Genomic DNA, 24,445 nt, shown 5'->3' on the forward strand with positions numbered 1-24,445 from the left:
CGAGGAGAACAGGCATTTCCTGCGAGCACCCTGCTCGGCCCGGTCATTGCCGTGGAACCGAACCCCAGCTTTGCGCCGTGCGATGTCGATGCCCCCTCCGCGCAGAAAATCACGGCATAATCGAATCTGCCAGATTCGCCCCACCCCGCAGAGGGCCTGAGACCGCGGTCTCGACACACACCCGAATCGACCCCGATGCAATCCGTTGCCACTTTTGCCGCCCTGCTTGCCGTTGCCGTCTTGCTCGTGCCCTTTTTCAAGCGCGCCGGCCTCGGCACGGTGCTGGGCTATCTCGTGGCCGGCGTGCTGATCGGCCCATGGGGCGCGAGCGTGGTGCACGACCCGGAGAACCTGCTGCACACGGCCGAGCTCGGCGTCGTGCTGCTGCTTTTCATCATCGGCCTCGAGTTGCAGCCCAGCCGCCTGTGGGCCTTGCGCAAGCCGGTGTTCGGTCTCGGTGCGCTGCAGTTCTTCGGCGTCGGCACCCTGCTCGTCGGCGGCGCCAGGCTGCTCGGACTGAACTGGGCGGAGGCGATTCTGGCCGGGCTGGCACTGGCCCTGTCGTCCACCGCCTTCGTGCTGCCGACGCTGGCCGAACGCAATGAGCTGCACAGCCGCTACGGGCGCGAGACCTTCGCCATCCTGCTGTTTCAGGACCTGATGGTCATTCCCCTGTTGGCGCTGTTGCCGCTGCTCGGTGCCGAAAAGACGGAAGGCGGTGTATCGCCGATTGTCGGACTCGTGGTGCTGGGCGTGGTTATTGCGGTTGGGCGTCCGCTGATGGATCGCGTGTTCCGCCATGTCAGCCGCATCGACAGCCGCGAGATGTTCACCGCGGCCGCGCTCGCCACCGCGCTGGGGCTGGCCTTGCTGATGCAAGCCAGCGGCCTGTCGATGTCGCTCGGTGCCTTCGTCGCCGGCGTGCTGTTGTCCGATTCCGATTTCCGCCACGAACTCGAAGGCTCGATCGCGCCCTTCCAGGGTTTGCTGATGGGCTTCTTCTTTATTGCGGTGGGCATGGGCATCAACCTGGGCATGATCGTGCAGCATCCGATCAACGTCATTGCGTTCACCATCGGCCTGCTCGCGATCAAGGGCTTCGGCCTGTACGGCCTGCGCCGCCTCGTCGGCGGCGGCGCCAAGGTGTCGCGCATGCAGGCGCTGGCGCTGGCACAGTGCGGTGAGTTCGCCTTCGTGCTGTTCGGTGCAGCGCGCGAAAGCGCACTGCTGCCGGTCGAGGTGATCGAGCAACTGACCTTGTCGGTCGCGCTGTCGATGGCCATTGCGCCGCTGCTGTTCATTCTCGGCGACCGCATCAATGCCAGAGAAGCCGCCGGTCAGCCCGAACAACCCGCCGACGACATGCCCGACGAACCCAACCCGGTGGTCATCGCCGGTTTCGGCCGTGTCGGCCAGATCATCGGCCGCATCCTGCGTTTGCGCGGCGTGCCCTTCACCGCCCTCGACAAGGACCGCGACGAGGTCGACATGGTGCGCCGCTTCGGCGCCCAGGCTTACTTCGGCAACGCCGCCCACCTCGAAGTGCTCGACGCCGCGCGCGTGGGCGAAGCCAAGGTGCTGGTGCTGGCAATCGACGACATCGAAACCTCGCTGCGCTGTGCCGAACTGGTGCGCAAGCACTTTCCCCATGTGCAGATCGTCGCCCGCGCCCGCGACCGCTTCCACGCCTACCGCCTGATGGACCTCGGCGTCACGCTGCAGATGCGCGAGACCTTCAAGTCCAGCCTTGCACTGGCGTGCATGACCTTCGAGGCCCTCGGCAAGCCCCCCGAAGTCGCCAGCCAGATCATCGACCTCTTCGCCCGCAACGACCAGGAACTGCTCAAGCGCCAGCAGGCGCTGTACCACGACGAAAGCCAGCTGATCCAGTCGACCAAGGACGCCCACATCGAACTGGTCGCGCTGCTGGAGCAGGAACTGGCGACCGCGAGCGCGCAGGCGGTCGACGAGGAACCGGCGCGACCCTGAAAGCGTCGCGACCGCGAACGCCCCGCTCGCGCTGTTCGGCGTTAGTGACAGATGACCCTGGCTGCGCCATGCAGCCCCCACAGTTCGGGACACGCTATAAGTGCCTGCATCCGGCCAGAAGCAGCCCATCAAGAAAGCGCTACATAGCGGACGGTGGTCTACCGCATGTTCTTAGCCGCGCAGTTCTACGCCGGTATAGCTCACGAAAACTACGCAAGTTGCACATACTTGCCCGCTGGCAACAAGACTGCACATTTTCGGACGGAGAACCTAGACTTACTGCTCGTTCGTTATGTGGATATGCCGTGAAAAATTGGTTGTTTTTGGCAATAGCAATTACTTCGGAAGTAATTGCCACCTCTGCGCTCAAGTCGAGTGAAGGCTTTACCAGATTAGCGCCGTCTTTGATTGTTGTAGCGGGGTATGGTGCAGCTTTTTATTTTTTGTCTCTCACACTTAAGGCCATACCAGTGGGGATTGCCTATGCAGTTTGGTCTGGTCTTGGAATCGTATTAGTCACGGCCATTGCGTGGGTCTTGCACGGTCAAAAGTTAGATTCATGGGGATTTGTTGGCATCGGCCTTATCGTCAGTGGCGTTGCTGTGCTCAACTTGTTATCAAAGGCCAGTGCTCATTAAAAACGGCTAGATTTGCCCCGCTGCTCAGCGTTGTTCCCTTCGATAGGTGGATTCGTCCAAACAGCGCGCTGGATTCCCAGTTTGCTCACATTCCTGATAGTCCGCTTTCAAACACTGCCTCCGGCAGCAATGGGTCGAAACCCGCCGTCCCGCCAAGAGAGTATCAGGCACCCTGGCCGTGATCGACTGACTACCTGTCTCCCTGCCCATAAACCCGCATCCACTGCAACAACGTGCCCGCGTCCTCGGACGCCGCCTTCCACTCCCGCGCGGGGGCGATCCCGCCGCTGTCGATTGCGGATCCGAGTGACACCCAGCCGGCCCAATCCACCTCCGGCATAGCCGCGCAGCCTTCCGCCGACAGGGCTGCCGCCGCATCGGCGATGTCGCGCAGCCGTGCCAGCGTGGTCTTGCGCGTCAGCCGGCTGCGGGTGAACTCGTCGGCGGTCAGGCCTTCGATCAGGGTGAGGATGTCGGTGGCGGCCGCTTCAATACGGTCGCGGGTGCTGGCGAGGGTGTGTTCGACGTTCATGTCGTTCGGCTCCAGGGCATTTTGCATTACGCCCCTTCACCAGCAAGTTGAGCGCCAGCCCGAATCCCCCGTACTGACCGGCATCCCATGTCGGAAAACCGACAAGCGCGTCGTCGTGCGGGTAGCTTCCGCACATCGAATCCCCCGGCGCCCAAGCTTGAGCCCAGCATCCATGCGGCCTCCATCGCAATTGAAGGGGCTGGTATCGGATTTGCAAGGCAGGAAGCATGAAACCCGACGATGCCATGCCGCTTGCGACAGCCCAACCACTTCCGGCCCTCGATGTGGTGAAGCTCTATCACGCCCGCAGCAAGCATCGCTTCGAGGCCTACGCACCGGGGCCGGGCATGCTGGACTGGGATGCGCAGCCCGCGCCATTCCGCCACTACACGGGTGCGCCGGCGCAGAGCCTGCCACTGCTGGCCGACATCGCGGCCAACGATCCGCTGCGTGCGGGTGTCGAACGCCGTTTTGGTCTTGATGGTCACGCGCCACAGCCGCTCGGCCTTGCCAGCCTGGGCGTGCTGCTCAATCTTGCCCTCGGACTGACCGCGTGGAAGACGCTGGGGCCCGATCGCTGGGCGGTGCGGGCCAATCCGTCGAGCGGCAATCTGCATCCAGTGGAAGCCTGGCTGATCGCCCGTGGCATCGACGGCCTGGCAGACGGCGTGCACCACTATCGCCCGGAGGACCACGCGCTCGAACTGCGCGCACAGGACATCGGGCAGCCGTCCGCGGGCGCCTGCGCAATGCCTGCGCCCGGATTCCAGATCGCACTCAGTACCGCAATGTGGCGCGAAGCGTGGAAGTACGGCGAGCGTGGCTTTCGCTACTGCCAACTCGACGTCGGCCATGCCGCCGGTTCACTCGCCCATGCGGCGGCCGTGCTGGGCTGGACGGTGCAGGAGATTCGCACGGACACCCTGAGCCTTGCGCGGCGGCTGGGACTCGACCGTGACGGCGACTTTCCGCCCAGCCGCCATCCCGCGGCAGAACGCGAGGAAGCAGAGATGCTGCTCTCGGTCACATGCAGCGCTACTGAGCACACCGCCGCGCTCGCCAACCCGCTGCTCGCAACCGGCGACGTGCTTTGGTTCGGCATGGCCTCGAAGATCGACCCGGCGCCGCTTTACCGCTGGCCGCTGATCGATGAGGTCGCGGTGGCGACGCGGCGAGCGCTTGCGGTCGAAGCGGCGGTCACTCCGGCCTTGCACGTCTGGCAGCCGGCAGTGGTCGATACGCCCCCTCGCGCCGCCGACGTCTTTCTCGGTCGCAGAAGTGCGCAACGCTTCGATGCCAGCCGGCGGATGAGTCAGGACGAATTCACTGGCGTGATGCGCGTGCTCGGCGACCGGCTGCAGCCAGGCCGCTTCGGCCGGGCTGTGCCCGATTTGATGGCGGCAGTCTTCGTGCATCGGGTCGATGCGCTGACGCCGGGGCTCTACCTGTTGAGCGCGGGTGAGGGCGAGTCCCGGCATGACGCGGGTCGAAAACAGCACGCCTCGATCGAGCATGTAGCCGCAATCGAATGCCGGACGGGCGAAATCGCCCGCCTGTGGCGCCTGCGCGAATTCGAGCAGGTCGAGCTCTACCGCCTGGCGCGCAGCCTGCACTGCCACCAGGACATCGCCGCCAATGCCTGCCTTGCGCTAGGGCTGATCAGTGCATTCAACGCGCCGCTCGCGGCCGACCCCGCAGCCTATCGCGATCTGTTCCGCGCCGCCGGACAGACCGGGCACGCGCTCTACCTCGCCGCAGAGGCCATGGGCCTGCGCGGCACCGGCATCGGCTGCTTCTTCGACGATCCGGTGCACACCGTACTGGGACTGACCGACACCCGCTATCAGAGCCTTTATCACTTCACCATCGGTATGCCGATCGACGATGCCCGCATCGAGATCGGCAGTCCCTACCCCGCCAGACGGCTAGCGCCTGCGCATTGACGACATTGACACCATGACCGCACACACCCTGTCCGCCCCCGCACCGACCAGCCGCCAGTCACACCGCATCAGCGCCGACGACGCCGCCGACATGCTGATGCGTCACCGCGAAGGCGTGCTGCCCGCCTTGGCCCTGTTCGACGTCCGTGACGAGAAGAGCTACCTCAACGCCCATATTGCCGGGGCCACACGGCTGGCCGAGGCGACTTTTCCACTGCAGATCCGGGGCCTGTCGCGCAGCGTACCGGTACTGGTGTATTGCTATCACGGCAATGCCAGTCAGACCTATGCGCAGTGGTTCGCCGATTTCCGCTTCCCCGAGGTGTACAGCGTGGATGGCGGCTACCCGGCCTTTGCCGCGGCACTTGCCCTGCGCGACGCCGAGCGTGCCGACGCAGCCATGGCGGGCACCGATGCCAGCGCCGGACTGCTCGCCTTTCTCGCCGAATTCGGCTTCGATGCGCTCGACCTCGATGCCCCGCGCCAGCATGGACTCACACCGCTGATGCGGGCCGCACTGGCGGGGCGGGCCGATCTGATCGATGAGCTGCTGCGCTGTGGCGCCGACGTGGGCCGACGCAACATGGATGGCAACAATGCCCTGTGGCTGGCCTGCGTATCGAGCAATGCCGACAGTGTGCGCAAACTGGTGCAGGCCGGTATCGACATCGACAACCGCAACGACATGGGCGCGACCTGCCTGATGTACACCGCCTCGGCGGGCAAGGCGGAAATGGTCGCGCTGTTGCTCGAGTGCGGCGCCGACCCGCAGATCATGAATTTCGACGATGCCCGCGCGGTGGATCTCGCCGCGACCCGGACCTGCCTTCAACTGCTTCGCCACACGATCGGATGATGCCGCCATGACGACCCAGATGCCGCCCAAGTACCGCAGTCTTTCGCACCTGCTCGACACCCTTCAACCGACCCTGCAAGCCGGCCTGATCAAGCTCGACGAGCGCTGGCGCGACAACGAGGAGGCGCTCGGCCTGCTGCTGCCGGACAACCCCGAGCTGCATGCGTTCATCTTCACCTACGGCCAGCCTGCGGGCCGTTACGGCCTCGAACTGTCCTTTCCCAAGGAAGGATCACTGCCATCGGCCAACGAGGCGCTGGTGCAGGAAGAACTCAGCCAGGCACGCTTGCTCGGACTGCTGCGCACGCACTTCAGCCTGCCCGAAACGGCCTGACCCCCTACCGAAAACGAACAGGAGCCTACCATGGCAAGCATCGGCATCTTCTTCGGCACCGACACCGGCCGCACCCGACGCGTCGCGAAAAGCATCGCCAAGAAACTGGGCGACGTCGCCGCCGACCCGGTCAACGTCAACAAGGCCAGCGCGGACGACTTTCTCGGCTACGACGCGCTCATCATCGGTACGCCGACGCTGGGCGACGGCGAACTGCCCGGTCTCGCCTGCGGTGCCCAATCCGAAAGCTGGGCCGAGTTCCTGCCCCAGCTCGACGGCGCCGACATGACCGGCAAAACCGTCGCCATTTTCGGTCTCGGCGACCAGGAGAAATACGGCAACGAGTTCTGCGACGCGATGGCCGAGCTCTACGATTGCGTGACGGCCTGCGGCGCCACGGTGGTTGGCGCCTGGCCCATCACCGGCTACACGTTCAAGACCTCCCAGGCGGTGGTCGACGACCAGTTCGTCGGCCTCGCGCTCGACCACGACAACCAGGCCGCCCTCACCGACGAACGTGTCGATGCCTGGCTGGCGCAGATCACGCCGGCCCTGCTCGAGGCCGTCGCCGACGCCTGAACGACGCGCGAACTCTTCCCGAACCAGTCCAATCCACTACGGAGTCCATCATGGCCAAACCGAAGAAACATGTACTCGTCTGCGTTCAGGGCCGTCCTGCCGGCCACCCGCGCGGATCCTGCCAGCAGAAGGGCTGCAACGAGGTCTACCAGGCCTTCATGGAAGCCTTTCAGGCGCGCAACCTGTGGTCCGACTATGCCGTCACCAATACCGGCTGCATCGGCCCCTGTGCCAATGGTCCCAGCGTACTGGTGTATCCCGAAGGGGTGATGTATTCGGGTGTGGCTGCCGGCGACATCACCGCAATCATCGACGAGCACCTGATTGGCGACAAACCCGTCGAGCGCCTGCTGGCGCCGGCTGGCGTGTGGTGAACGCGATGGGTACGCCATTCTGCTCACCCGGTGACGTCGTGTTCGCTGCCGACGCCCTGTACAACGACGGCAGCATTCCCGATATCGAAGAAGGTGCCCTGCTCGCCGCGCCCGGCACCCGCGGGGTCGTGGTCAAGGTCGGTCATGTCGAGGCCATCCCGGAGATCGACATCATTCTGGTGCGATTCGAGGGGGCGGACGATGTGCTTGGTCCCCCGGTCGGCTGCCTGGTCGAGGAACTGAGCCTGGAGGCGCTGGCGACGAATTGAGCGCCCCGCGATGCGTGATCGCCCCGATCACGTGATCTGACCGTCGGCTCCCCTGGGTCCTGTCGTGTTTACGACAAGGCGCACGGGAGCCGATGTCGGACTTGGTGCATTCGCTTCGCCCGATCGGCACGGAAACGTCGATTTTCCGACAATGGCAGGCTGGCACGCTGCTTGCGCAAGGAGCACATCGCCCCAAAGCCAGGAGGTGACGGTCGCCACCGACCGTCCAACCGCGCCATGAATGCATCTCCGCCTGCCGACATCACCGATTACACGCCACCGGAAAATCCCTGTCCGCGCTGTGAGCTGCGCGACAGTCTGCTTGCGGACGGACGCTGCGGACCAGGTGACGCCTGTCTTCACGTCAATAGCGGGCGCCAGATCGACCGTTTTCTGGGCCGCAACCCAGAGTTCGCGGAGGCCTGTCTGACCGACGACTTCTGGGAACGACGGGCGATCGCTGTACGCTATTCGCCCGCCGAGGCTGCGGCGCGGCTGATCGACGATCCGGACGAGACCGTGCGGCGAGCCGTCGCGGTACGCGCCGTCGGTGACGCCTTGCTCCACCTTGCCCGCGATGAGGACCGCGAAGTGAGGGTAACCGTTGCCACCCGTTTGCCACCATCCGAGCTCGGTCGCCTGATGCGCGACCCGGACTATGCCGTGCGCCTGCAGGTGGCGCGCCGGCTGCCACACGGCAGCCTGCCGCAAATGACGGACGATCCCGACCCGGTCGTGCGCAAGGAGATCGCCCGCCGCCTGCCCGCGTTCGCGCTGAGCCGGCTGGCGCGTGACACCGATCCGGAGGTCCGCGCCCTTGCAGCCGGCCGCATGCTGCCCGCCGATGCCACCAACATGCTGGCCGATCCGCACTGGCTGGTACGCGCCGCTGCCGTGCAGCAGGCGCCGCTGGATGCGCTGCATCTCGTCGCCGACGACCCCGAGGAGACCATACGCGTTCTCGCGGCCGAACGCCTGGCTCAGGCCGACGGCTGAATCCACAGTATTGCTGACCGATCATTCCCCTGCCCACCAAGGAAGCCTCATGACCTACGTCCCGCTCGCGCCACCGGCCCTGACTTCGCCGGCCCCCGCTCTCGACGACACCTTGCGCTACCTGTGCGCCACACTGACCCCGCTGCCGGGACATGCCCCGCTGCTCGACGCCGTGCGCAGCAAAGGTGGCCCCGAGCTCACCGTGCGCCTGTCGCGCGGTGGCTGGTACCGCCCCGGCCGCATCGTCGACGCGAAGCGTGAAACCATTGCCGCGGATGCCCTCAGCTGGCTGGAGCAGCAGTGGAGCGAATGTGGCGAGGACGGCGCCGCCTTTGCCGAGGCCTTCGCCGACAGCGGCCTGCAGGTCACACTCGAACAGGGCATCAGCCACTATCTCGTGTGTCAGACCGGCAGCGCGGCATCGGATTATCTGCAACTCGAGATCGAGGAATTGCAGGAGGTGCTGAGCCACCCCCTTGGCGCCAGGATCCCCAGCGCGGATGCGGTGGAAGCCCTGCTCGACCGTCCCGCCGGTGGCCCGCCCCCCCTGCCGATGAGCGCGCCCCGGTACCGCTTCCGTCGCCTCACCGATATCCGCGACTACATCACGCGCATCGACCTCCAGACCGGCAAGCCGGCACCGGTGCTGCGCTTTCTGCGCGAGTGGGAGGAAAGCAGCGCTGGCAGGCAGCGGCATTTCAGTAACCACTGGGTGCTCGCCCTGTCCGAGCACCTCGACCGCTACCGTCAGACCCGCATTGGCGCTGTTCCAGTGGCCGCGCATGCGCCACAATGGTCCGGCACGCCCGGCGTCCGCGGTACCGCCCTGGCGCAGCAGCTGCACGACTTCGACCGCCACGCCGGTTACGCCTTTGCGTGGTATTTCCACATGGTCAGCGCCCACCGCGTACCACGCAGCGTCGCCCCCGAGGTCTTCGCGGACCTCGACGACGGCATGGCCTACCTGCCCGAGCGCGACGCCGGCCTGATCCGCGACTGGATGCACGACCCCTACGCGCTCTGAGCTCGTGCTGCGGGTCGCGTGCTGTCGTGTCGCGGCCTGCACATTGTCGGCTTCGCGACATCATGAACACAGCCCGGTTCCATTTGTTTTCAGCCACTTGCCGTCGAACCGGGACACGGCACGGAGCTTGCACAGCATCTGACATTCATGCACACGGAGCCTCACCGTGAAAGCCGCCGACATTGCCGAACTGTTGAACGAACCCGCCTGTACGCACAACAAGAAGGAGAAATCCGGTTGTTCGCGTCCTACGCCTGGCGCCTCTGCGGGCGGCTGCGCCTTCGATGGTGCGCAGATCGCCCTGCTGCCCATCGCCGACGTCGCCCATGTGGTGCATGGCCCGATCGCGTGTTCGGGCAACTCGTGGGACAACCGCGGCACCGCCTCTTCCGGCCCCACGCTGTACAAGATCGGCATGACCACCGACCTCTCCGAGCAGGATGTGATCATGGGTCGCGGCGAAAAGCGCCTGTTCCACGCCATCAAGCAGGCAGTGGACACGCATTCGCCGGCGGCCGTCTTCGTCTACAACACCTGCGTACCGGCCCTGATCGGCGACGATATCGACGCCGTATGCAAGGCCGCCAGCGAGCGCTGGAACATCGCCGTGGTGCCGATCGACTGCGCCGGCTTCTACGGCACCAAGAACCTGGGCAACCGCATCGCCGGTGAAGCCATGGTGAAGCACGTTATCGGCACCCGCGAACCGGAGCCGGTGCCGCCCGAGCTGGTGCCGCCCGGCATCAGGATTCACAACATCAACCTCATCGGCGAATACAACATCGCCGGCGAACTGTGGTACCTGACACCGCTGTTCGACGAGCTCGGTATCCGCATTCTGTGCACACTGTCGGGCGACGCCCGCTTCCACGAGGTGCAGACCATGCACCGCGCCGAAGTCAGCATGTTGGTGTGCGCCAAGGCCATGATCAATGTCGCGCGCAAGATGGAAGAGCGCTACGGCATCCCCTGGTTCGAAGGCAGTTTCTACGGCATCACCGACACCTCGGCGGCGCTGCGCGACATCGCCCGCCTCATCAACGACCCCGATCTCATCGCGCGCACCGAAGCGCTGATTGCTCGCGAGGAAGCGCGGGTGCGGGCCGAACTCGACGTCTGGCGCCCGCGCCTCGAAGGCAAGCGCGTGCTGCTCTTCACTGGCGGGGTGAAATCCTGGTCGGTGGTGTCGGCGCTGCAGGACCTGGGCATGAACGTGGTCGCCAGCGGCACCAAGAAATCCACCGAGGAAGACAAGGCCCGCATCCTCGAATTGATGGGCGACAACACCATCATGCTCAACAGCGAGGGCGCGCGCGACCTGCTCAACGCGGTGTATGAGCTCAAAGCCGACATCCTGATTGCCGGCGGGCGCAACCTCTACACCGCACTCAAGGCCAGACTGCCCTTCCTCGACATCAATCAGGAACGCGAATTCGGCTACGCCGGCTACGAAGGCATGAAGGAGCTGGTGCGCCAGCTCGCGCTGACCCTCGAGTCACCGGTTTGGGAAGCGGTGCGCAAGCCCGCCCCGTGGTCGCAGAAAGCCATGGTCATCGCCGGCCCCGAGATGGGCGACAGCCCGGACGGCGGCGATGCCGTTGAAACCCACGACCATGACCACGCAGCGCCGGCTGGCGCGGCCGCCTGAGGAGACGAGACCATGGCCGAGATCATCCGCCACCCCAAGGCCTTGTCGGTCAATCCGCTCAAGTCATCCGCGCCGGCCGGCGCTGCGCTTGCGTTTCTCGGCATTCGCCGCGCGATGCCGATCTTTCACGGATCGCAGGGCTGTACCGCCTTCGCCAAGGTCTTTTTCGTGCGCCACTTCCGCGAGCCGGTGCCGCTGCAGACGACGGCGATGGACCAGGTGGCCACGGTCATGAATGCCGACGGCAACGTGGTGCAGGCGCTGGCCACGGTATGCGGCAAGAGCAAACCGGCCCTGGTCGGCCTGGCCACCACCGCGCTGGCCGAAACCCAGGGCACGGACATCAAGCGCCTGGTCCATGAGTTCCGCGCGAAGCACCCCGAGTTCGATCACATTCCGGTCGCTGCGGTGAATACCCCCGACTTCTCCGGCTGTCTCGAAACCGGCTACGCCAGTGCCGTCAAGGGCATCATCGAGGCCACCGTACCGGTCACGGCAGGCACCGGTCTCGTGGGCAAGCGCAAGAAGCAGGTCAACCTGCTGCTGGGCGCCCACCTGACCCCCGGTGATGTCGAAGCGATCAAGGAATGGGTGGAGCTTTTCGGCCTGCGGCCGGTGGCCGTGCCTGATCTCTCCGACTCGCTCGACGGCCACCTTATCCCGGAAGACTTCACCCCCGTCACGCTGGGCGGCACGCCTGTTTCCGAACTCGCCACGCTGGGCGAGGCGGTCGCAACCGTCGTTGTCGGGCGCTCGCTCAAGGCTGCGGCCGACCTGCTGCTCGAGCGCACCGGCGTCCCCGACTACCGTTTCGACGGCCTGCTGGGTCTTGATGCAAGCGACCGCTTCACCGCGACCCTGGCCGACCTCTCCGGCGTCGCAGTGCCGGAGAAGCTCGAACGCCATCGCGCCCAGTTGCAGGACGCGATGGTCGACACCCACTTCATGACCGGTCTGCGTCGCGTCGCCCTCGCCGCCGACCCCGACCTGCTGCTGCAGCTGTCCGAGCTTTTCGTCAGCATGGGCAGCGAGATCGTCGCGGCGGTGTCGCCGATCAAGGCTGCCAGCCTGGGCAGCATCGGCACCGCCCAGGTCCACGTAGGCGACCTCGAGGATCTTGAAAACCTGGCCCGCAGTGCGCACGCCGAGCTGGTGGTATCCAACTCGCACGCTGCGGCCACCGCGGCGCGACTTGGCGTTCCACTTCTGCGCGCGGGCATGCCGCAATACGACCTGGTGGGCGGCTTCTGCAAGACCTGGGTGGGCTACCGGGGTACCCGGCAAGCCCTGTTCGATCTGGCCAACCTGGTACTGCAACATCATGACTCCATCGCACCGCATCACTCCCGTTACAAGCAGCCCATCGCCCCTGCGCCGCAGGCAGTTGCGGCTGGTGGGCACTGAGGAGGCACGACCCGTCATGAATGGCGTCCGCATTGCCTTTGCCAGTACCGACCGCAGCACGGTGAACCAGCATTTCGGTTCGACCGAAGCCTTTGCGATCTTTGAGATCGGCGCCGACACCTCGCAACTGGTCGAGGTCACCGAGTTCATCGATACCGCGCAGGATGGCAACGAGAACAAGCTGCCCGCGAAGATCGCGACCCTCGCCGGCTGTGCCGCGGTGTATTGCCTGGCGGTCGGCGCATCGGCGGTCAAGCAGTTGCTGGCCGCCGGCGTACAACCGATTCGCGTCGAGGAAGGCCGGGCGATCGACGGTCTGATCGGCGAACTTCAGTCGGAACTCGCAAGTGGCCCGGGCGGCTGGCTGGCAAAGGCGATCAAGGACCGACAGCCGGCAGACACCGGCCGCTTCGACGAGATGGAAGCGGAGGGCTGGCAGGAATGATGCAGCGTAGTGGCAAGGTGCTCAGCATCGGTGACGACGGCATCGTGGTCCGCTTCGAGCGTGCCGCGGCCTGTGGCGGTTGCCGTGCGGAAAAGGTGTGCGGCACTGCGAACACCACGGACCTGGTGCTGGATGGCAGCGGCTGTGCCGCACGTGCGGGCGACGACGTCACTGTCGAACTGGACGGCGGACTGGCCCTGCGTGCCCTGCTCGTCACCCACTTGTTGCCGGTAATGGGGCTGCTGGCCGGCATGGCGACGGCCAGTCTGATCCACCTCACCGATACCGGCATCGCCGGGGTCAGCTTTGCCGGTCTTGGCCTGGGCCTGATCGCTTCGCGTCGCGCAGCACGCCATCCGTCATTGCAACCGACCCCTCGAATCACCCCCGATCCACTCAACCCACCGTGTGCAAGCCTGCACCAGGAGTCAGACAGATGATCAGCATCGACACCAGCACCGCACCCGCAGCCGTTCTCAGCCCCGAACTCGCCGACACCGACTTCATCAAGGAGATGAACCGTCAGGCGCGCGCACTCGACAGCTACGGCACCTACGACGGCTGGCCGGTCGAACGCGTACTCGCGCCGTACGTCGTCACCAAGGAACAACGCCGCCAGATTCCGGTGATCGGCGACCCCGACGACGTCCTGATCTCGCGCGTCAAGGCCTTCCACAATGCGATCGCGGCCCTGATCGAAAAGGAATGCGGCCTGATGGCGGTGCCGGTGATCAACCTCACCCACGAAGGCTTCGGCCGCGCCCTGATTACCGTCGGCAAGCTGGTGGTGCTGGATCGCACGCTGCGCGACGTTCATCGCTTCGGTTTCGAGACCTTCTCCAAGATGAAGGATGAGGCCGACAAGCACCTTTCCGTGGCGCTCGAGATCATCGGCAAGTATCCGGAAGTCGCGGGGCTCTGAGCCCGGCGCGCTGCATCGCCCGCGTCGGCGCCGTCACCGGCGCGGGTTTACCGTCAAGGAGATCGACATGACCGACGAAGAACTGAAAAGCCTCGAGAAGGAAGTGCGCAAACTCAAGCGCGTGTCGCAGGAATGGGCCTCGCAACTGCACGACCTGGTCGAAGACCGGCTTCCGTCCGGCTACCAGGAGTTGCCCGCGATGTCCCAATCCGCCTACGACGCCTGCAAGGCCTGGGCGGACGCCAATGCACGCCTGATGGCGGCGACCGAAGCAACGAGCTGAACGGCGGCTGCCGATCGGCAAGATCTCACATCATTTCAACTGCACCACGATACTGAGGAACACACCATGGATCCGATCACCGGTCTCACTCGCGGCGGCACCGCCTGGACCCCGGAGTTCGTTCTCGAACTGGACGGCAAGAAATGCATCGGTTGCGGCCGCTGCTACAAGGTCTGCCCGCGCGACGTTTTCGACCTCGTCGAGCGCGAAGACGACATGGACGACGATCTCGACGATGACAACATGATGGTCATGACGCTGGCCAATGCACTCGACTGCATCGGCTGTGGCGCCTGTAGCCGCGTGTGTCCCAAGGATTGCCATACGCACGGCGCCTCGCCGGTGACGGCGTAATCTCACGGGGCCGGTGCGTCGATGAGCGAGCTCGCCCTCATTCTTTACCACAAGCAATCCACCAGCGCCCGTCTGCGGTTTGCACGCTTCGGCGATTCGGTCGTGGCTGCACGCATCGAAGCGCCGGCCGACGAGGCCGTGCGGCCGCATCCCGGACCGTTGACGGCGAGCGCGGCAGACCGCATGGGGCTGCCAGCGGGCGCATTGCAGATCGATCCGGAGTTCGAAGCCGACATGCTGTCGCCCTCGGGCACGCTGAGCGTACGTCTGGCGCATTTCACCGACATCGATCCGCCCTTCGATGCGGTTGCCAGCGCGCAGGGGCGTTTTGTCAGCATCACCGAAATGCGCGGCATTCCCGATACCGAACGCGACGTGCTGCGCCTGGTGTACGAGCATGTGATCGGCTGATACGCGCTCGTCGCCCCCAATAAAACAGCGGCGCCATGCCGCTGTTTTCCATTGTTGTGCAGGACATGTCGGAAATCCGACAAAGCCCCCCAGCCGTACCCTTCGCGACACGACAGCACGCAGGCTACGCATTACTAATCAACAACTTAACAAGCACGCACGCGTGGCACGGCGTTTGCACTATGTCTCCCAGAGCCCTTTCCAACCGGAGACCCGAACATGATCACGCTTACCCCCACCGCCCTCAAAGCCGTCAGCCGTTTCATCTCCACTTCCGCCGACCCCGTCGCCGGACTGCGCATTCACGTGCAGGGTGGCGGCTGCTCCGGTCTGCAATACGGCATGAAGCTGGAAGCCGAAAAGGCCGAGGATGACACCATCGTCGAGATCGACGGCGTCACCCTTTTCGTCGATCCCTACTCCGCGCCGATGCTGGCCGGCGTCACCGTCGATTTCGTCGAATCGCTGAGCGGCTCCGGCTTCAAATTCGAAAACCCCAACGCCTCGGCCGGCTGTGCCTGCGGCCAGTCCTTCTCTGCCTGAGCCCGGGAGACCGCCATGTGGGATTACTCCGAAACCGTCAAAGAACACTTCTACAACCCGCGCAATGCTGGCGCCCTGCCCGAGGCCAATGCCATTGGCGAGGTAGGCTCGATCTCCTGTGGGGATGCGCTGCGCCTGATGCTGAAAGTCGATCCGGGCAGCGAAACCATCATCGACGCCAGCTTCCAGACCTTCGGCTGCGGATCGGCCATTGCCTCGAGTTCGGCCCTGACCGAGATCATCAAGGGCAAGACGCTCGATCAGGCGCTCGAAGTCAGCAACCAGGACATCGCCGACTTCCTCGGTGGCCTGCCGCCGGAAAAGATGCACTGCTCGGTGATGGGCCGTGAAGCCCTGCAATCGGCCGTCGCCAACTACCGCGGTGAGGTGTGGAGCGACGATCACGAAGAAGGCGCGCTGATCTGCAAGTGCTTTGCCGTCGATGCGGTGATGATCGAAGAGACCATCCGCGCCAACAACCTGTGCAGTGTCGAGCAGGTCACCAACTACACCAAGGCCGGCGGCGGTTGCTCGTCGTGCCACGAAGGCATCGAGGAGATCCTCGCCAAGGTGCTGGCAGAACGCGGCGAGTCCTTCACCGCCGCCCCCCCGCCGGAAAAGAAAGTGCCGGGCAAGCTCACCACGCTCGAGCGCATCCGCAAGATCGAACAGGTCATCGAAAAGGCCCGCCCGAACCTGCAGCGTGACCATGGCGACATCGAATTGGTCGATGTCGATGGCAAGACCATCTACGTGTCGATGAAAGGCGCCTGTTCGGGTTGCCAGATGGAAGCCGTCACCCTCGGCGGCGTGCAGGCGCAGATGATCGAAGCCCTCGGCGAGATCGTCAAGGTCGTGCCGGTCAAAGCCACGGCAAAGCTGGCGCCGAACTCGCTGCCCGCCTGATTCAAACCTCCCTGCCTCACCTCGGGTGAGGCAGGCCAACACGGTAGCCCCGCGGAGAGAATGATGAGCATCCCCAACCTGACCCCGATCTATCTCGACAACAACGCCACCACCCGTTGCGCCCCCGAGGCGGTGACGGCGATGCTGCCCTATTTCACCGAGCAGTTCGGCAACCCGTCCTCCATGCACAGCTTCGGCGCCAAGGTCGGCCATGCGGTCAAGGCGGCACGCACCTCGTTGCAGAAGCTGCTCGGCGCCGAATTCGACTCCGAGATCATCTACACCGCGGGCGGTACCGAGGCCGACAACACCGCCATCCTGTCGGCGCTGAAGGCCAACCCCGAGCGCAAGGAAATCATCACCACCACAGTGGAGCACCATGCCGTGCTCCATCTCTGTGATCAGCTCGAGAAAGAGGGCTACACCATCCACAAACTCAAGGTGGACGGCAAGGGCCGTCTCGATCTGAACGAATACGCGAAGCTGCTCAGCGACAAGGTCGCCGTCGTCTCGGTGATGTGGGCCAACAACGAAACCGGCACCTTCTTCCCGGTGGTCAAAATGGCTGAAATGGCCAATGCGGCGGGCGTGCTGTTCCATACCGATGCGGTGCAGGCTGTCGGCAAGATTCCGCTCAAGCTGCAGGACACGGCCATCGACATGCTGTCGCTGTCGGGCCACAAACTGCACGGCCCCAAGGGCATCGGCGCCCTCTACCTGCGCCGCGGTGCGCGCTTCCGTCCGCTGCTGCGCGGCGGCGGTCAGGAGCGTGGGCGTCGCGCCGGCACCGAGAACGTCCCGGCGATCATCGGCATGGGGGTTGCCGCGCAACTCGCACTCGAGCACCTGGACGTCGAGAATACCTATGTCCGTGCGCTGCGCGACAAGCTGCAGGCCGGCATCCTTGCCGCCGTGCCGCACGCCTTCGTTACCGGCAACCCGGACGACCGCCTCCCCAACACGCTTAACGTCGCCTTCGAGTACGTCGAGGGCGAGGCCATCCTGATGCTGCTGAACAAGCAGGGCATTGCCGCATCGAGCGGCTCGGCCTGCACCTCGGGCTCGCTCGAGCCCTCGCATGTGATGCGCGCCATGGGCATTCCCTACACCGCAGCCCACGGCACGATCCGCTTCTCGCTGTCGCATGAGAACACCGAGGCCGAGATCGACCGCGTGATCGCGGCGGTGCCCCCGATCATCGCCCAGCTGCGCAAGTTGTCGCCGTACTGGGGCGAGAACGGCCCGGTCACCGATCCGGAGAAGGCCTTCGCGCCAACCTACGCCTGAGCACACCCACGCCGCCTCTACGAGCCTGCCATGCCGAATCCGATCATCATCGACGATACCACCCTGCGCGACGGCGAGCAGTCCGCCGGCGTGGCCTTCACCCGCAGCGAGAAGTGCGGTATTGCAGCCATTCTCGCCTCCATCGGCGTGCCCGAACTGGAAATCGGCATTCCTGCGATGGGGACGGAGGAATGCGACGACATCCGCGCCATTGCCAGCACGCTCGCCAATGCGGAAAAGGACACGCGCCTGATCGTATGGGGTCGGCTGACAGGCGCGGACATCGAGGCCTGCCGCAGCTTACCGGTACAGATGCTGGAGCTGTCGGTGCCGGTCTCGGAGCAGCAGATTCGGCACAAACTCGGCTCGGATCGGGCCGAGGTACTGGCGCGCATTGCACGCTGGGTCCCGGTCGCACGGGAGGCGGGCTTCGACGTGGGGGTCGGAGGTGAGGACGCCTCCCGCGCCGACCCCGGCTTTCTCGCCGAAGTGCTCGCGGCGGCCGAGGCGGCAGGTGCCCGCCGGTTCCGCTTCGCGGACACGCTTGGCGTGCTCGACCCGTTCGCAACCTACGAAGCTATTGCGCGCCTGCGTGCAGTCAGCACGCTGGAAATCGAGATGCATGCGCATGACGATCTCGGCCTCGCAACTGCGAATACCCTGGCCGCAGTGAAAGCCGGCGCGACCCATGTGAATACCACCGTCAATGGGCTCGGCGAACGCGCCGGCAATGCGGCACTGGAAGAGGTTGCGCTGGGGTTGCGTCAGTTTCACGGTCTGGGCGAGGTTATCGACTTCCGCCGCCTGCTCGAGGCCTCCGGCGCCGTGGCGCAAGCGTCAGGCAGACCGGTCGGCTGGCACAAGAGCGTGGTCGGAGAAGGCGTGTTCACGCACGAGGCGGGCATCCATGTGGATGGGCTGCTCAAGGATCCGGCCAACTACCAGAACATCGATCCCGCCCTGCTCGGACGCAGCCACCGCCTCTTGCTCGGCAAGCACTCGGGCAGCCGTGGTGTCGCGGCGGCCTATGCGGCAATCGGCGTGATGCCCGACGAAACCCAGTTGCTGTGGCTGCTGGCGCGCGTACGCGAATTCACCACGCGGACCAAGCGCACACCGGAACGCGCCGACCTCATCGAATTCTGGGACGCCCTGCAGGTCAGCAGCACCGAATGGCTGCCGCCCCTGCCGCCTGCCCTCTCCATTGTTGCGGGAGCCTGACCACCATGGCAACAGAGTCCATCACCATGAATCTTCAAGCCGACACCGTGATGCCCGGCCTGTGGGGCCTGCTGCGTGAGGATGTGCGCTGCGTTTTTGGCCGCGACCCCGCTGCCCGCACCACCTGGGAAGTACTCACGACCTATCCGGGCGTTCATGCCCTGATCGCCTATCGCATCGCACATGCCCTGTGGATGCGGAAGTGGCGCTATGCGGCCAGACTCATGAGCTTTCTCGGGCGCGTATTCACCAACGTGGATATTCATCCCGGCGCACGCATCGGTCGCCGCTTCTTCATCGATCATGGGGCTGGCGTCGTCGTCGGAGAGACCGCAGAGATCGGTAACGATGTGACGCTATACCATGGTGTCACGCTGGGCGGCACGACCTGGAACCCCGGCAAGCGTCACCCTACACTGGGCGACCACGTTGTCGTCGGCGCGGGCGCAAAGATCCTTGGTGCCATCACTATCGGCAGCCGTGTGCGTGTCGGCGCGAATTCGGTCGTGGTCAAGAACGTTCCATCCGACCGCACGGTGGTCGGGATACCGGCCAAGGTGGTGCGCAGGGAAGCACCGATGCTCAACCCCACCGACGATCTCAATCTCGATCACCATCTGATGCCCGACCCGGTCGGCCATACGTTGAATTGCCTGCTCGACCGCATCAAGACGCTGGAGGCGCAGATTTCCGTCCTGCGCCCGGCACCCGAAGCCACGGTGGAAAGAAAGGCCCGGCCGACGATCGCCGTGGTCGCAGTCGATGCCATCGACTGCCAGGCGCATACCGACAGCGCCTGTGTCGAATGTGCGTGCCAACCCGAAACACCTGAAACGGTGGAGACACGTTGATGGACCTCCTGCACTTCGATCCCGAGCCGCTGTATTTCGAAGATCCCCTGCCCGATGGCGTCATGACGCTGATTGAGCGTGCCGGCGAATACTACGGCGCCCCTGAGGCAGAACACGCGCTGCACGAAGCCGGCGCACTGGCGCCCGATCACCTGCTGGTACTGGTCGCCCGTTACCGCTATCACTTCTACCGTCACCAGATGTCCGAAGCACAGACCGTGGTCTGGCGTGCGATCTCCGTGAGCGGGGCCCGTGTCGGGCTGCCCGCAGACGGCATGGGACTCGACGTCGGCGCGGTCGCCGCCGCGGGCAAGCGATCCATGACCCTGACTCGGTTCTATCTCTCGGCACTGAAGGCGGCCGCCTACATCCGCCTGCGCCAGGGCGACATTGGCGGAGCGATCGCCTTGTTGCAGCCCCTGGTATGCATCGACGAGGCCGATCGCCTCGGCAGCAAGGTCCTGCTCGACGTCGCACTCGCCGCGGGCGCATCAGAAACATCCCCTTCCGCAAACTGACCAGGAGTCTCACCATGAACGAACTCACCCTCGACGAAGCAATGGAAGAACTCTCCGCCGCGGAGGATTTCCTTGAGTATTTCGGCGTTCCCTACGACCCGGCGGTCGTTCATGTGAACCGCCTGCACATCCTGCAGCGATTTCATGATTACCTGACCCACAATCCGCTCGAAGGCGACGATGACGCCGTGCGGGAACACCACCGCGCCTTCCTCGAAATGGCCTATCGCGACTTCACCGTCTCCGACGCGGTGACCGAAAAGGTGTTTGCAGTATTCAAGAAGGCCAGCGGCACCGCCTTTGTCCCTATCGGCGCACTCCAGCGCTGACGCCCCCAAGCAGCAGAGGCCACGCACATGCGACCCGAATTCGACTACGGCGATGCCGTTCGCGTCACGCGCAACGTGCGTGACGATGGTACCTACCCCGGCATGGCGGTCGGCGACCTCCTGGTCAGACGCGGGTCCACCGGGACGGTGATCGGCGTCGGCACCTTCCTGCAGGACCAAATCATCTACACCGTACACTTCCTCGAAATCGACCGCATCATCGGCTGCCGTGCCGAGGAAGTCATCGCGGCAGATGCGCCGTGGGCCCCGAGCCGGTTCGAGTCGCGCGAGAAAGTCCTCGCCGCCAAGTCCTTCTCGGTAAGAGGCGAAGTGGTGGTGGAGAAAGGCGCGATTGGCGAGATTATCCGCGTCGTCCGGGACATGCCTGAAGGCGTTCATTACCACATCAATTTCCCCGGCTACATGCTGTGCATCCCGGAGTCGTCAGTCGAACCCCTGCCCCAACCGGTGGCCCGGCGCCGCATGTCGAGCGAGGCCGATGAAGAGGAGTCCGCAACATGACCCTCAACGCGTATTACGAGCTCAAGGCGGCGTTGGCCCTGTTCGGGAAGGAATTCAGTGCGCTGCAGACGGAGGAGCAAACCCGAGCGAGCGATGTTGCCCGCCAGTACTCGGCGATCGAAGCGGTGGTCCTATCGAGTGACGAAGCGAGGGGGGTCTGCCTCGCGCCCGGCGCTGTCGACGGCGCCATTGCCGAAATCCGCAACCGCCATCCTGATGAGGACAGCCTTGCGGCCACGCTGTCTCACGCGGGTCTGACCAAACAAGACCTCGCCGACGCCCTGCAACGGGACCTACTCGTGGACGCAGTGATGGCGCGGGTTGGTGCTGCATCGGGAACAGTCGGTGACACAGAAAGCGAGATCTTCTACTACACCCACCTCGACCGTTTCCATGTCCCAGAACGCCGAAGCGCCCGGCACATCCTGATCACGATAAACGAATCCTACCCCGACAATACCGAAGAAAAGGCACTTCGGCGGGTGGAAGAAATCGGCAAGCGCCTGCACAGCAAACCCGGACGTTTTGAAGAGCAGGCCATCAAACACTCGGAATGCCCGACCGCCCTGAATGGCGGTCAACTTGGCGAGATCCGCCGCGGCCAACTCTACGCCGAGCTGGATGCCGTCCTCTTCGAACTGAAGGCCGGAGAGCTGTCGGGCCCCGTCAGAAGCGAACTCGGTTATCACCTGCTCAGATGCGATGCCATTCAGCCGGAACGTACCCTGCCCTATGCAGAAGTGGCTGAATCCCTCCGCGCCCGCCTGACTGAGGAGCGAGCCCAACGGGATGCAAAGCGCTGGCTGGCCGGGCGTCTCAAACAGGCGCGAGCCACGTCCACAAGCTGATCATTTCACAAGAGATTCCGTCGACGGAACAGCATCGCCCAACAGAATTCACCGCTTCAATAAACCGCAAGAGAGCACGACATGATTCTTAAGACTTATGAAGAAAAGGGCCTGCTGTTCAACAGCAATTTCATCGAGCCGGCAGGACAGCCGGGCCTGTTTGCCTATCGCGGCGATCTCGTCCTTGTTGAAGGCGACGTTGCCGATGCATCGGGACGCCGCAAGCCGCCCACCGCCACGATCCGCCAGGCGGTGATCCTCGCCGACGGAGAGAAACTGGTACTCGTATCCGGGCTGTTCGAGGACATCGCCCGCCTTCCAGTGTTCGTTGAACGCTATTCCGCCGACTTTGCGCCCGACATGTCTGCGGTCTTCTTCGTCGCCAACATTGCCAAACCCATCAAACTCGACCTGAATGGCATCCGTTTCGCGCTCATCCCGCTCGAGGATGGCATGGTATGGAACGAGCTGCTCGACGAGCTCAACATCGAAAAGGCAGATCTCAAGGGGCAATCTGCGGGCGAGAAGGTCGCGACGGTGAAGGCAGCACTAAAGGATCATGTCGCCAAGGGCGAACAGGTCTCGCTCGAAAGCGCACTTGCCAGCACCATTGAAGTCAAACGCGGCGGCCGCGGCCCCGTCTGATCCCGAGCGCGGTTCGGCATGATTCACTCCTGATCGAACCTGCGAAGCGCTTCCGAACCGAATCAGGCCAGCAGCAAGTGCGCGCAGGGATCTTCGGATCCCTGTTCGCTTACGTCGAACGTAAGCACCCGGCGAACCCACCTTGCCGGCTTGTTCAGGCGCTGATGCTCGGCTGCCATCGATGCGGCAACAGCTCCCCGATCCGGCTGTAGGGCGAAGAGGTGCGCATTATAGACACCCCATGAACGAATGCAAGAACTAAATGAAAAATCTGCAACACTTTCCAATCGAGAGCACGACCACCCACTACAGAACCTGATACACCCGCAGTTCGTAACCCTTGCCGTACATGACACCTTCGAGCGGTTTCAGCTTGGACATGCGCCCCTCCGCATTGACGAACAGCGGGGCGCCTTGCCTCAACACATTGACGGGCGCGACCACGCGAACCGCCTCACCGCGCAGGACTGGGTCGCAGAAAAGCAGATCCACGGCAACGAGGCCGTCATCCGCACGCACGAGTTCGGGACGAATCGACAACGATTCGATCCCCACCTCAGTGGCTTCGCTTGACTGGCGGACACGCCTGACGAGGCCCAGATGCCAGCTAACGCCATCATGCGGCCGGAAAGCGAGCAACTCGCCTGCCTCGGGAATGCTACCCTCGTCGTGATAGACCAGCGCACCGACACCGCCCCGACTCAGATCGGTAATTCGCCAGGCCCCGTTAGCGACCTCGGCCTTTGCCTCAAACAGATCCTTGACGCTGTCGTACCCGCGCACGACCAACAACTTCGCGTCGACCGTGTGCCGGCGAAAGCGCCGTACCGGCGGACGCCGCGACCAGTGGCGACGCAGATGCGCAACCGCATCTCTCAGCAAACGGATATCCCGCCCGCCCAGCACATGGGGTATGGAGCCACGAACAAGTTGTCCATAGAGCTCGGCCAGATACTCCCCACCCACTTCGGCGTGATAGCACCACCCGGGCGAGGCGAGCGCGCGCGACACACGCACCGGAATCGCCGACACAGGCGGATTGACCAGATAGAGCGCGCCGTCGATCAAGTCCTTTTTCAACGCAATGAAGGGAAGGACGGCGTCAATCACTCGGCAGATCGTCACCCCGCCCATCTGTGGAAATTGATCCAGTGCGGCGGAATGATAGGCAATGGCACGAATGTACTCGCTCGTCACGCCGCCGCCGGCACTTGCCACCTCGACGGCAGTCGGATCGACGAAATCGAGAAAGAGCTGGCCCAGCACCGCCCATGCGTTCGGATCCGGCGCCTGACGGACGATGAGGTCCCAGCGCACAACCTCTGTCGCCACTCGGGCAAGGCCGATTGAAACATCGGTCGGAAGGTGATCGGGCAATCCGGCTACAAAGGCCTGATAGGCCGAAAAAACCTCGCCAACCGCAAGCCTGACGGTTTCGCTCCATAGCCGCCACGCCAACAGCCTGTCAGCCCCGTCCCCCACCGGAGTAATACTGGGCTCGCTCCTGGCAACGACGTCGAAGAAGTCGTCGAGACAGCCCGCAATCTCGAACGACAGGTTCGAGGAAGGAAGATGCTCCGGCCGCAACTGGACACACAGCACCTGGGCTGCAGCCTTTACCGATACCGACGGATCGCGCGTGACGCCCTGCGTCTCGCCCACTGTAAAGTCGAAGATATCTCCCCTGCCTTTCACCGCGTCTCCTTCAGCTCCAAAGGCCACTCCATCTCCAGCTGCACATACTCGATGCACACCACCAATACGGCCCCAGCGT

Annotated in this window: 30 protein-coding genes; 28 read left to right on the plus strand and 2 right to left on the minus strand. The window is 64.3% G+C overall.

Annotated elements, in window-relative coordinates; genetic code table 11:
* Positions 1 to 195 precede the first annotated feature (195 nt).
* Positions 196 to 1,989, plus strand: coding sequence for a monovalent cation:proton antiporter-2 (CPA2) family protein (locus J5J83_RS10475; protein ID WP_212348853.1), 1,794 nt, complete (start codon positions 196 to 198; stop codon positions 1,987 to 1,989).
* A gap of 305 nt (positions 1,990 to 2,294) precedes the next feature.
* A complete protein-coding gene (locus tag J5J83_RS10480; RefSeq protein WP_212348855.1) occupies positions 2,295 to 2,627 on the plus strand; it encodes a Qac family quaternary ammonium compound efflux SMR transporter in 333 nt (110 codons plus the stop codon).
* A gap of 190 nt (positions 2,628 to 2,817) precedes the next feature.
* Here the strand turns inward: J5J83_RS10480 and J5J83_RS10485 are convergent, their stop codons facing one another.
* Positions 2,818 to 3,159, minus strand: a complete 342-nt coding sequence (locus J5J83_RS10485) for a hypothetical protein (RefSeq protein ID WP_212348857.1) — start codon at positions 3,157 to 3,159, stop codon at positions 2,818 to 2,820.
* Positions 3,160 to 3,386: 227 nt separating this feature from the next.
* Here J5J83_RS10485 and J5J83_RS10490 point away from each other — a divergent pair, with 227 nt between their 5' ends.
* The 26 genes from J5J83_RS10490 (at position 3,387) to J5J83_RS10615 (ending at position 22,671) form a co-directional block, all read left to right on the plus strand.
* A complete protein-coding gene (locus tag J5J83_RS10490; protein ID WP_212348859.1) occupies positions 3,387 to 5,102 on the plus strand; it encodes a SagB family peptide dehydrogenase in 1,716 nt (571 codons plus the stop codon).
* 13 nt (positions 5,103 to 5,115) lie between these two features.
* Positions 5,116 to 5,958: an ankyrin repeat domain-containing protein gene (locus J5J83_RS10495; RefSeq protein WP_212348861.1), complete on the plus strand. Its 843-nt coding sequence runs from the start codon at positions 5,116 to 5,118 to the stop codon at positions 5,956 to 5,958.
* A 7-nt stretch (positions 5,959 to 5,965) separates the two neighbouring features.
* The gene (locus tag J5J83_RS10500) at positions 5,966 to 6,292 is read left to right on the plus strand and encodes a hypothetical protein (protein WP_212348863.1); all 327 of its coding nucleotides are present in this window, start codon (positions 5,966 to 5,968) and stop codon (positions 6,290 to 6,292) included.
* 30 nt (positions 6,293 to 6,322) lie between these two features.
* Positions 6,323 to 6,871 carry a flavodoxin gene (locus J5J83_RS10505; protein ID WP_212348865.1) on the plus strand — a complete coding sequence of 183 codons (549 nt, stop codon included), beginning with the start codon at positions 6,323 to 6,325 and terminating at the stop codon, positions 6,869 to 6,871.
* Between the two features lie 50 nt (positions 6,872 to 6,921).
* On the plus strand, positions 6,922 to 7,245 hold the full coding sequence (locus J5J83_RS10510; RefSeq protein ID WP_212348866.1) for a (2Fe-2S) ferredoxin domain-containing protein: 324 nt from the start codon (positions 6,922 to 6,924) through the stop codon (positions 7,243 to 7,245).
* A 5-nt stretch (positions 7,246 to 7,250) separates the two neighbouring features.
* Positions 7,251 to 7,514 carry a nitrogen fixation protein NifZ gene (locus J5J83_RS10515; protein ID WP_212348868.1) on the plus strand — a complete coding sequence of 88 codons (264 nt, stop codon included), beginning with the start codon at positions 7,251 to 7,253 and terminating at the stop codon, positions 7,512 to 7,514.
* 237 nt (positions 7,515 to 7,751) lie between these two features.
* Entirely contained in the window at positions 7,752 to 8,510 is a 759-nt protein-coding gene (locus tag J5J83_RS10520; RefSeq protein ID WP_212348870.1) for a 4Fe4S-binding leucine-rich repeat protein, read from the plus strand.
* 49 nt (positions 8,511 to 8,559) lie between these two features.
* Positions 8,560 to 9,534 carry a hypothetical protein gene (locus tag J5J83_RS10525; RefSeq protein WP_212348872.1) on the plus strand — a complete coding sequence of 325 codons (975 nt, stop codon included), beginning with the start codon at positions 8,560 to 8,562 and terminating at the stop codon, positions 9,532 to 9,534.
* A gap of 166 nt (positions 9,535 to 9,700) precedes the next feature.
* Complete coding sequence (nifE, locus tag J5J83_RS10530) at positions 9,701 to 11,182, plus strand: nitrogenase iron-molybdenum cofactor biosynthesis protein NifE (RefSeq protein WP_349251883.1); 1,482 nt, start codon at positions 9,701 to 9,703, stop codon at positions 11,180 to 11,182.
* A 12-nt stretch (positions 11,183 to 11,194) separates the two neighbouring features.
* Complete coding sequence (gene nifN / locus J5J83_RS10535; protein ID WP_212348874.1) at positions 11,195 to 12,586, plus strand: nitrogenase iron-molybdenum cofactor biosynthesis protein NifN; 1,392 nt, start codon at positions 11,195 to 11,197, stop codon at positions 12,584 to 12,586.
* 16 nt (positions 12,587 to 12,602) lie between these two features.
* Complete coding sequence (locus J5J83_RS10540; RefSeq protein ID WP_249115680.1) at positions 12,603 to 13,031, plus strand: NifB/NifX family molybdenum-iron cluster-binding protein; 429 nt, start codon at positions 12,603 to 12,605, stop codon at positions 13,029 to 13,031.
* The gene (locus J5J83_RS10545; protein WP_212348877.1) at positions 13,028 to 13,471 is read left to right on the plus strand and encodes a SoxR reducing system RseC family protein; all 444 of its coding nucleotides are present in this window, start codon (positions 13,028 to 13,030) and stop codon (positions 13,469 to 13,471) included. The genes J5J83_RS10540 and J5J83_RS10545 overlap by 4 nt, the downstream gene beginning before the upstream one ends.
* Positions 13,468 to 13,953, plus strand: coding sequence for a NifX-associated nitrogen fixation protein (locus J5J83_RS10550; RefSeq protein ID WP_212348879.1), 486 nt, complete (start codon positions 13,468 to 13,470; stop codon positions 13,951 to 13,953). Before J5J83_RS10545 ends, J5J83_RS10550 begins: the two co-directional genes overlap by 4 nt.
* A 67-nt stretch (positions 13,954 to 14,020) precedes the next feature.
* A complete protein-coding gene (locus tag J5J83_RS10555) occupies positions 14,021 to 14,236 on the plus strand; it encodes a CCE_0567 family metalloprotein (RefSeq protein ID WP_212348880.1) in 216 nt (71 codons plus the stop codon).
* 66 nt (positions 14,237 to 14,302) lie between these two features.
* Complete coding sequence (gene fdxB, locus J5J83_RS10560; protein ID WP_212348882.1) at positions 14,303 to 14,590, plus strand: ferredoxin III, nif-specific; 288 nt, start codon at positions 14,303 to 14,305, stop codon at positions 14,588 to 14,590.
* Between the two features lie 21 nt (positions 14,591 to 14,611).
* On the plus strand, positions 14,612 to 15,001 hold the full coding sequence (locus J5J83_RS10565; RefSeq protein ID WP_212348884.1) for a hypothetical protein: 390 nt from the start codon (positions 14,612 to 14,614) through the stop codon (positions 14,999 to 15,001).
* A gap of 219 nt (positions 15,002 to 15,220) precedes the next feature.
* Positions 15,221 to 15,544 (plus strand): iron-sulfur cluster assembly accessory protein, encoded by a 324-nt coding sequence (locus J5J83_RS10570; RefSeq protein WP_212348886.1) that lies wholly within the window; start codon positions 15,221 to 15,223, stop codon positions 15,542 to 15,544.
* Between the two features lie 15 nt (positions 15,545 to 15,559).
* Positions 15,560 to 16,450, plus strand: coding sequence for a Fe-S cluster assembly protein NifU (gene nifU / locus J5J83_RS10575; protein ID WP_212348888.1), 891 nt, complete (start codon positions 15,560 to 15,562; stop codon positions 16,448 to 16,450).
* Between the two features lie 63 nt (positions 16,451 to 16,513).
* A complete protein-coding gene (gene nifS, locus J5J83_RS10580) occupies positions 16,514 to 17,737 on the plus strand; it encodes a cysteine desulfurase NifS (RefSeq protein WP_212348890.1) in 1,224 nt (407 codons plus the stop codon).
* A gap of 30 nt (positions 17,738 to 17,767) precedes the next feature.
* Entirely contained in the window at positions 17,768 to 18,958 is a 1,191-nt protein-coding gene (gene nifV, locus J5J83_RS10585; RefSeq protein ID WP_212348891.1) for a homocitrate synthase, read from the plus strand.
* Positions 18,959 to 18,984: 26 nt separating this feature from the next.
* Entirely contained in the window at positions 18,985 to 19,809 is an 825-nt protein-coding gene (gene cysE / locus J5J83_RS10590) for a serine O-acetyltransferase (RefSeq protein ID WP_249115681.1), read from the plus strand.
* Positions 19,809 to 20,327: a hypothetical protein gene (locus tag J5J83_RS10595; RefSeq protein WP_212348895.1), complete on the plus strand. Its 519-nt coding sequence runs from the start codon at positions 19,809 to 19,811 to the stop codon at positions 20,325 to 20,327. The genes cysE and J5J83_RS10595 overlap by 1 nt, the downstream gene beginning before the upstream one ends.
* A gap of 14 nt (positions 20,328 to 20,341) precedes the next feature.
* A complete protein-coding gene (locus J5J83_RS10600) occupies positions 20,342 to 20,656 on the plus strand; it encodes a nitrogenase-stabilizing/protective protein NifW (RefSeq protein WP_212348897.1) in 315 nt (104 codons plus the stop codon).
* Between the two features lie 27 nt (positions 20,657 to 20,683).
* Positions 20,684 to 21,178, plus strand: a complete 495-nt coding sequence (locus J5J83_RS10605; RefSeq protein ID WP_212348899.1) for a nitrogen fixation protein NifZ — start codon at positions 20,684 to 20,686, stop codon at positions 21,176 to 21,178.
* Positions 21,175 to 22,026 carry a nitrogen fixation protein NifM gene (gene nifM, locus J5J83_RS10610; protein ID WP_212348901.1) on the plus strand — a complete coding sequence of 284 codons (852 nt, stop codon included), beginning with the start codon at positions 21,175 to 21,177 and terminating at the stop codon, positions 22,024 to 22,026. The genes J5J83_RS10605 and nifM overlap by 4 nt, the downstream gene beginning before the upstream one ends.
* 81 nt (positions 22,027 to 22,107) lie before the next feature.
* Complete coding sequence (locus J5J83_RS10615; RefSeq protein ID WP_212348903.1) at positions 22,108 to 22,671, plus strand: hypothetical protein; 564 nt, start codon at positions 22,108 to 22,110, stop codon at positions 22,669 to 22,671.
* 306 nt (positions 22,672 to 22,977) lie between these two features.
* Here J5J83_RS10615 and J5J83_RS10620 read toward each other — a convergent pair whose 3' ends face one another.
* Positions 22,978 to 24,366, minus strand: coding sequence for a hypothetical protein (locus tag J5J83_RS10620; RefSeq protein WP_212348905.1), 1,389 nt, complete (start codon positions 24,364 to 24,366; stop codon positions 22,978 to 22,980).
* Positions 24,367 to 24,445 lie beyond the last annotated feature (79 nt).

This window comes from Azoarcus sp. L1K30, assembly GCF_018122735.1.
In the GTDB taxonomy this organism is placed as follows: Bacteria; Pseudomonadota; Gammaproteobacteria; order Burkholderiales; family Rhodocyclaceae; genus Parazoarcus.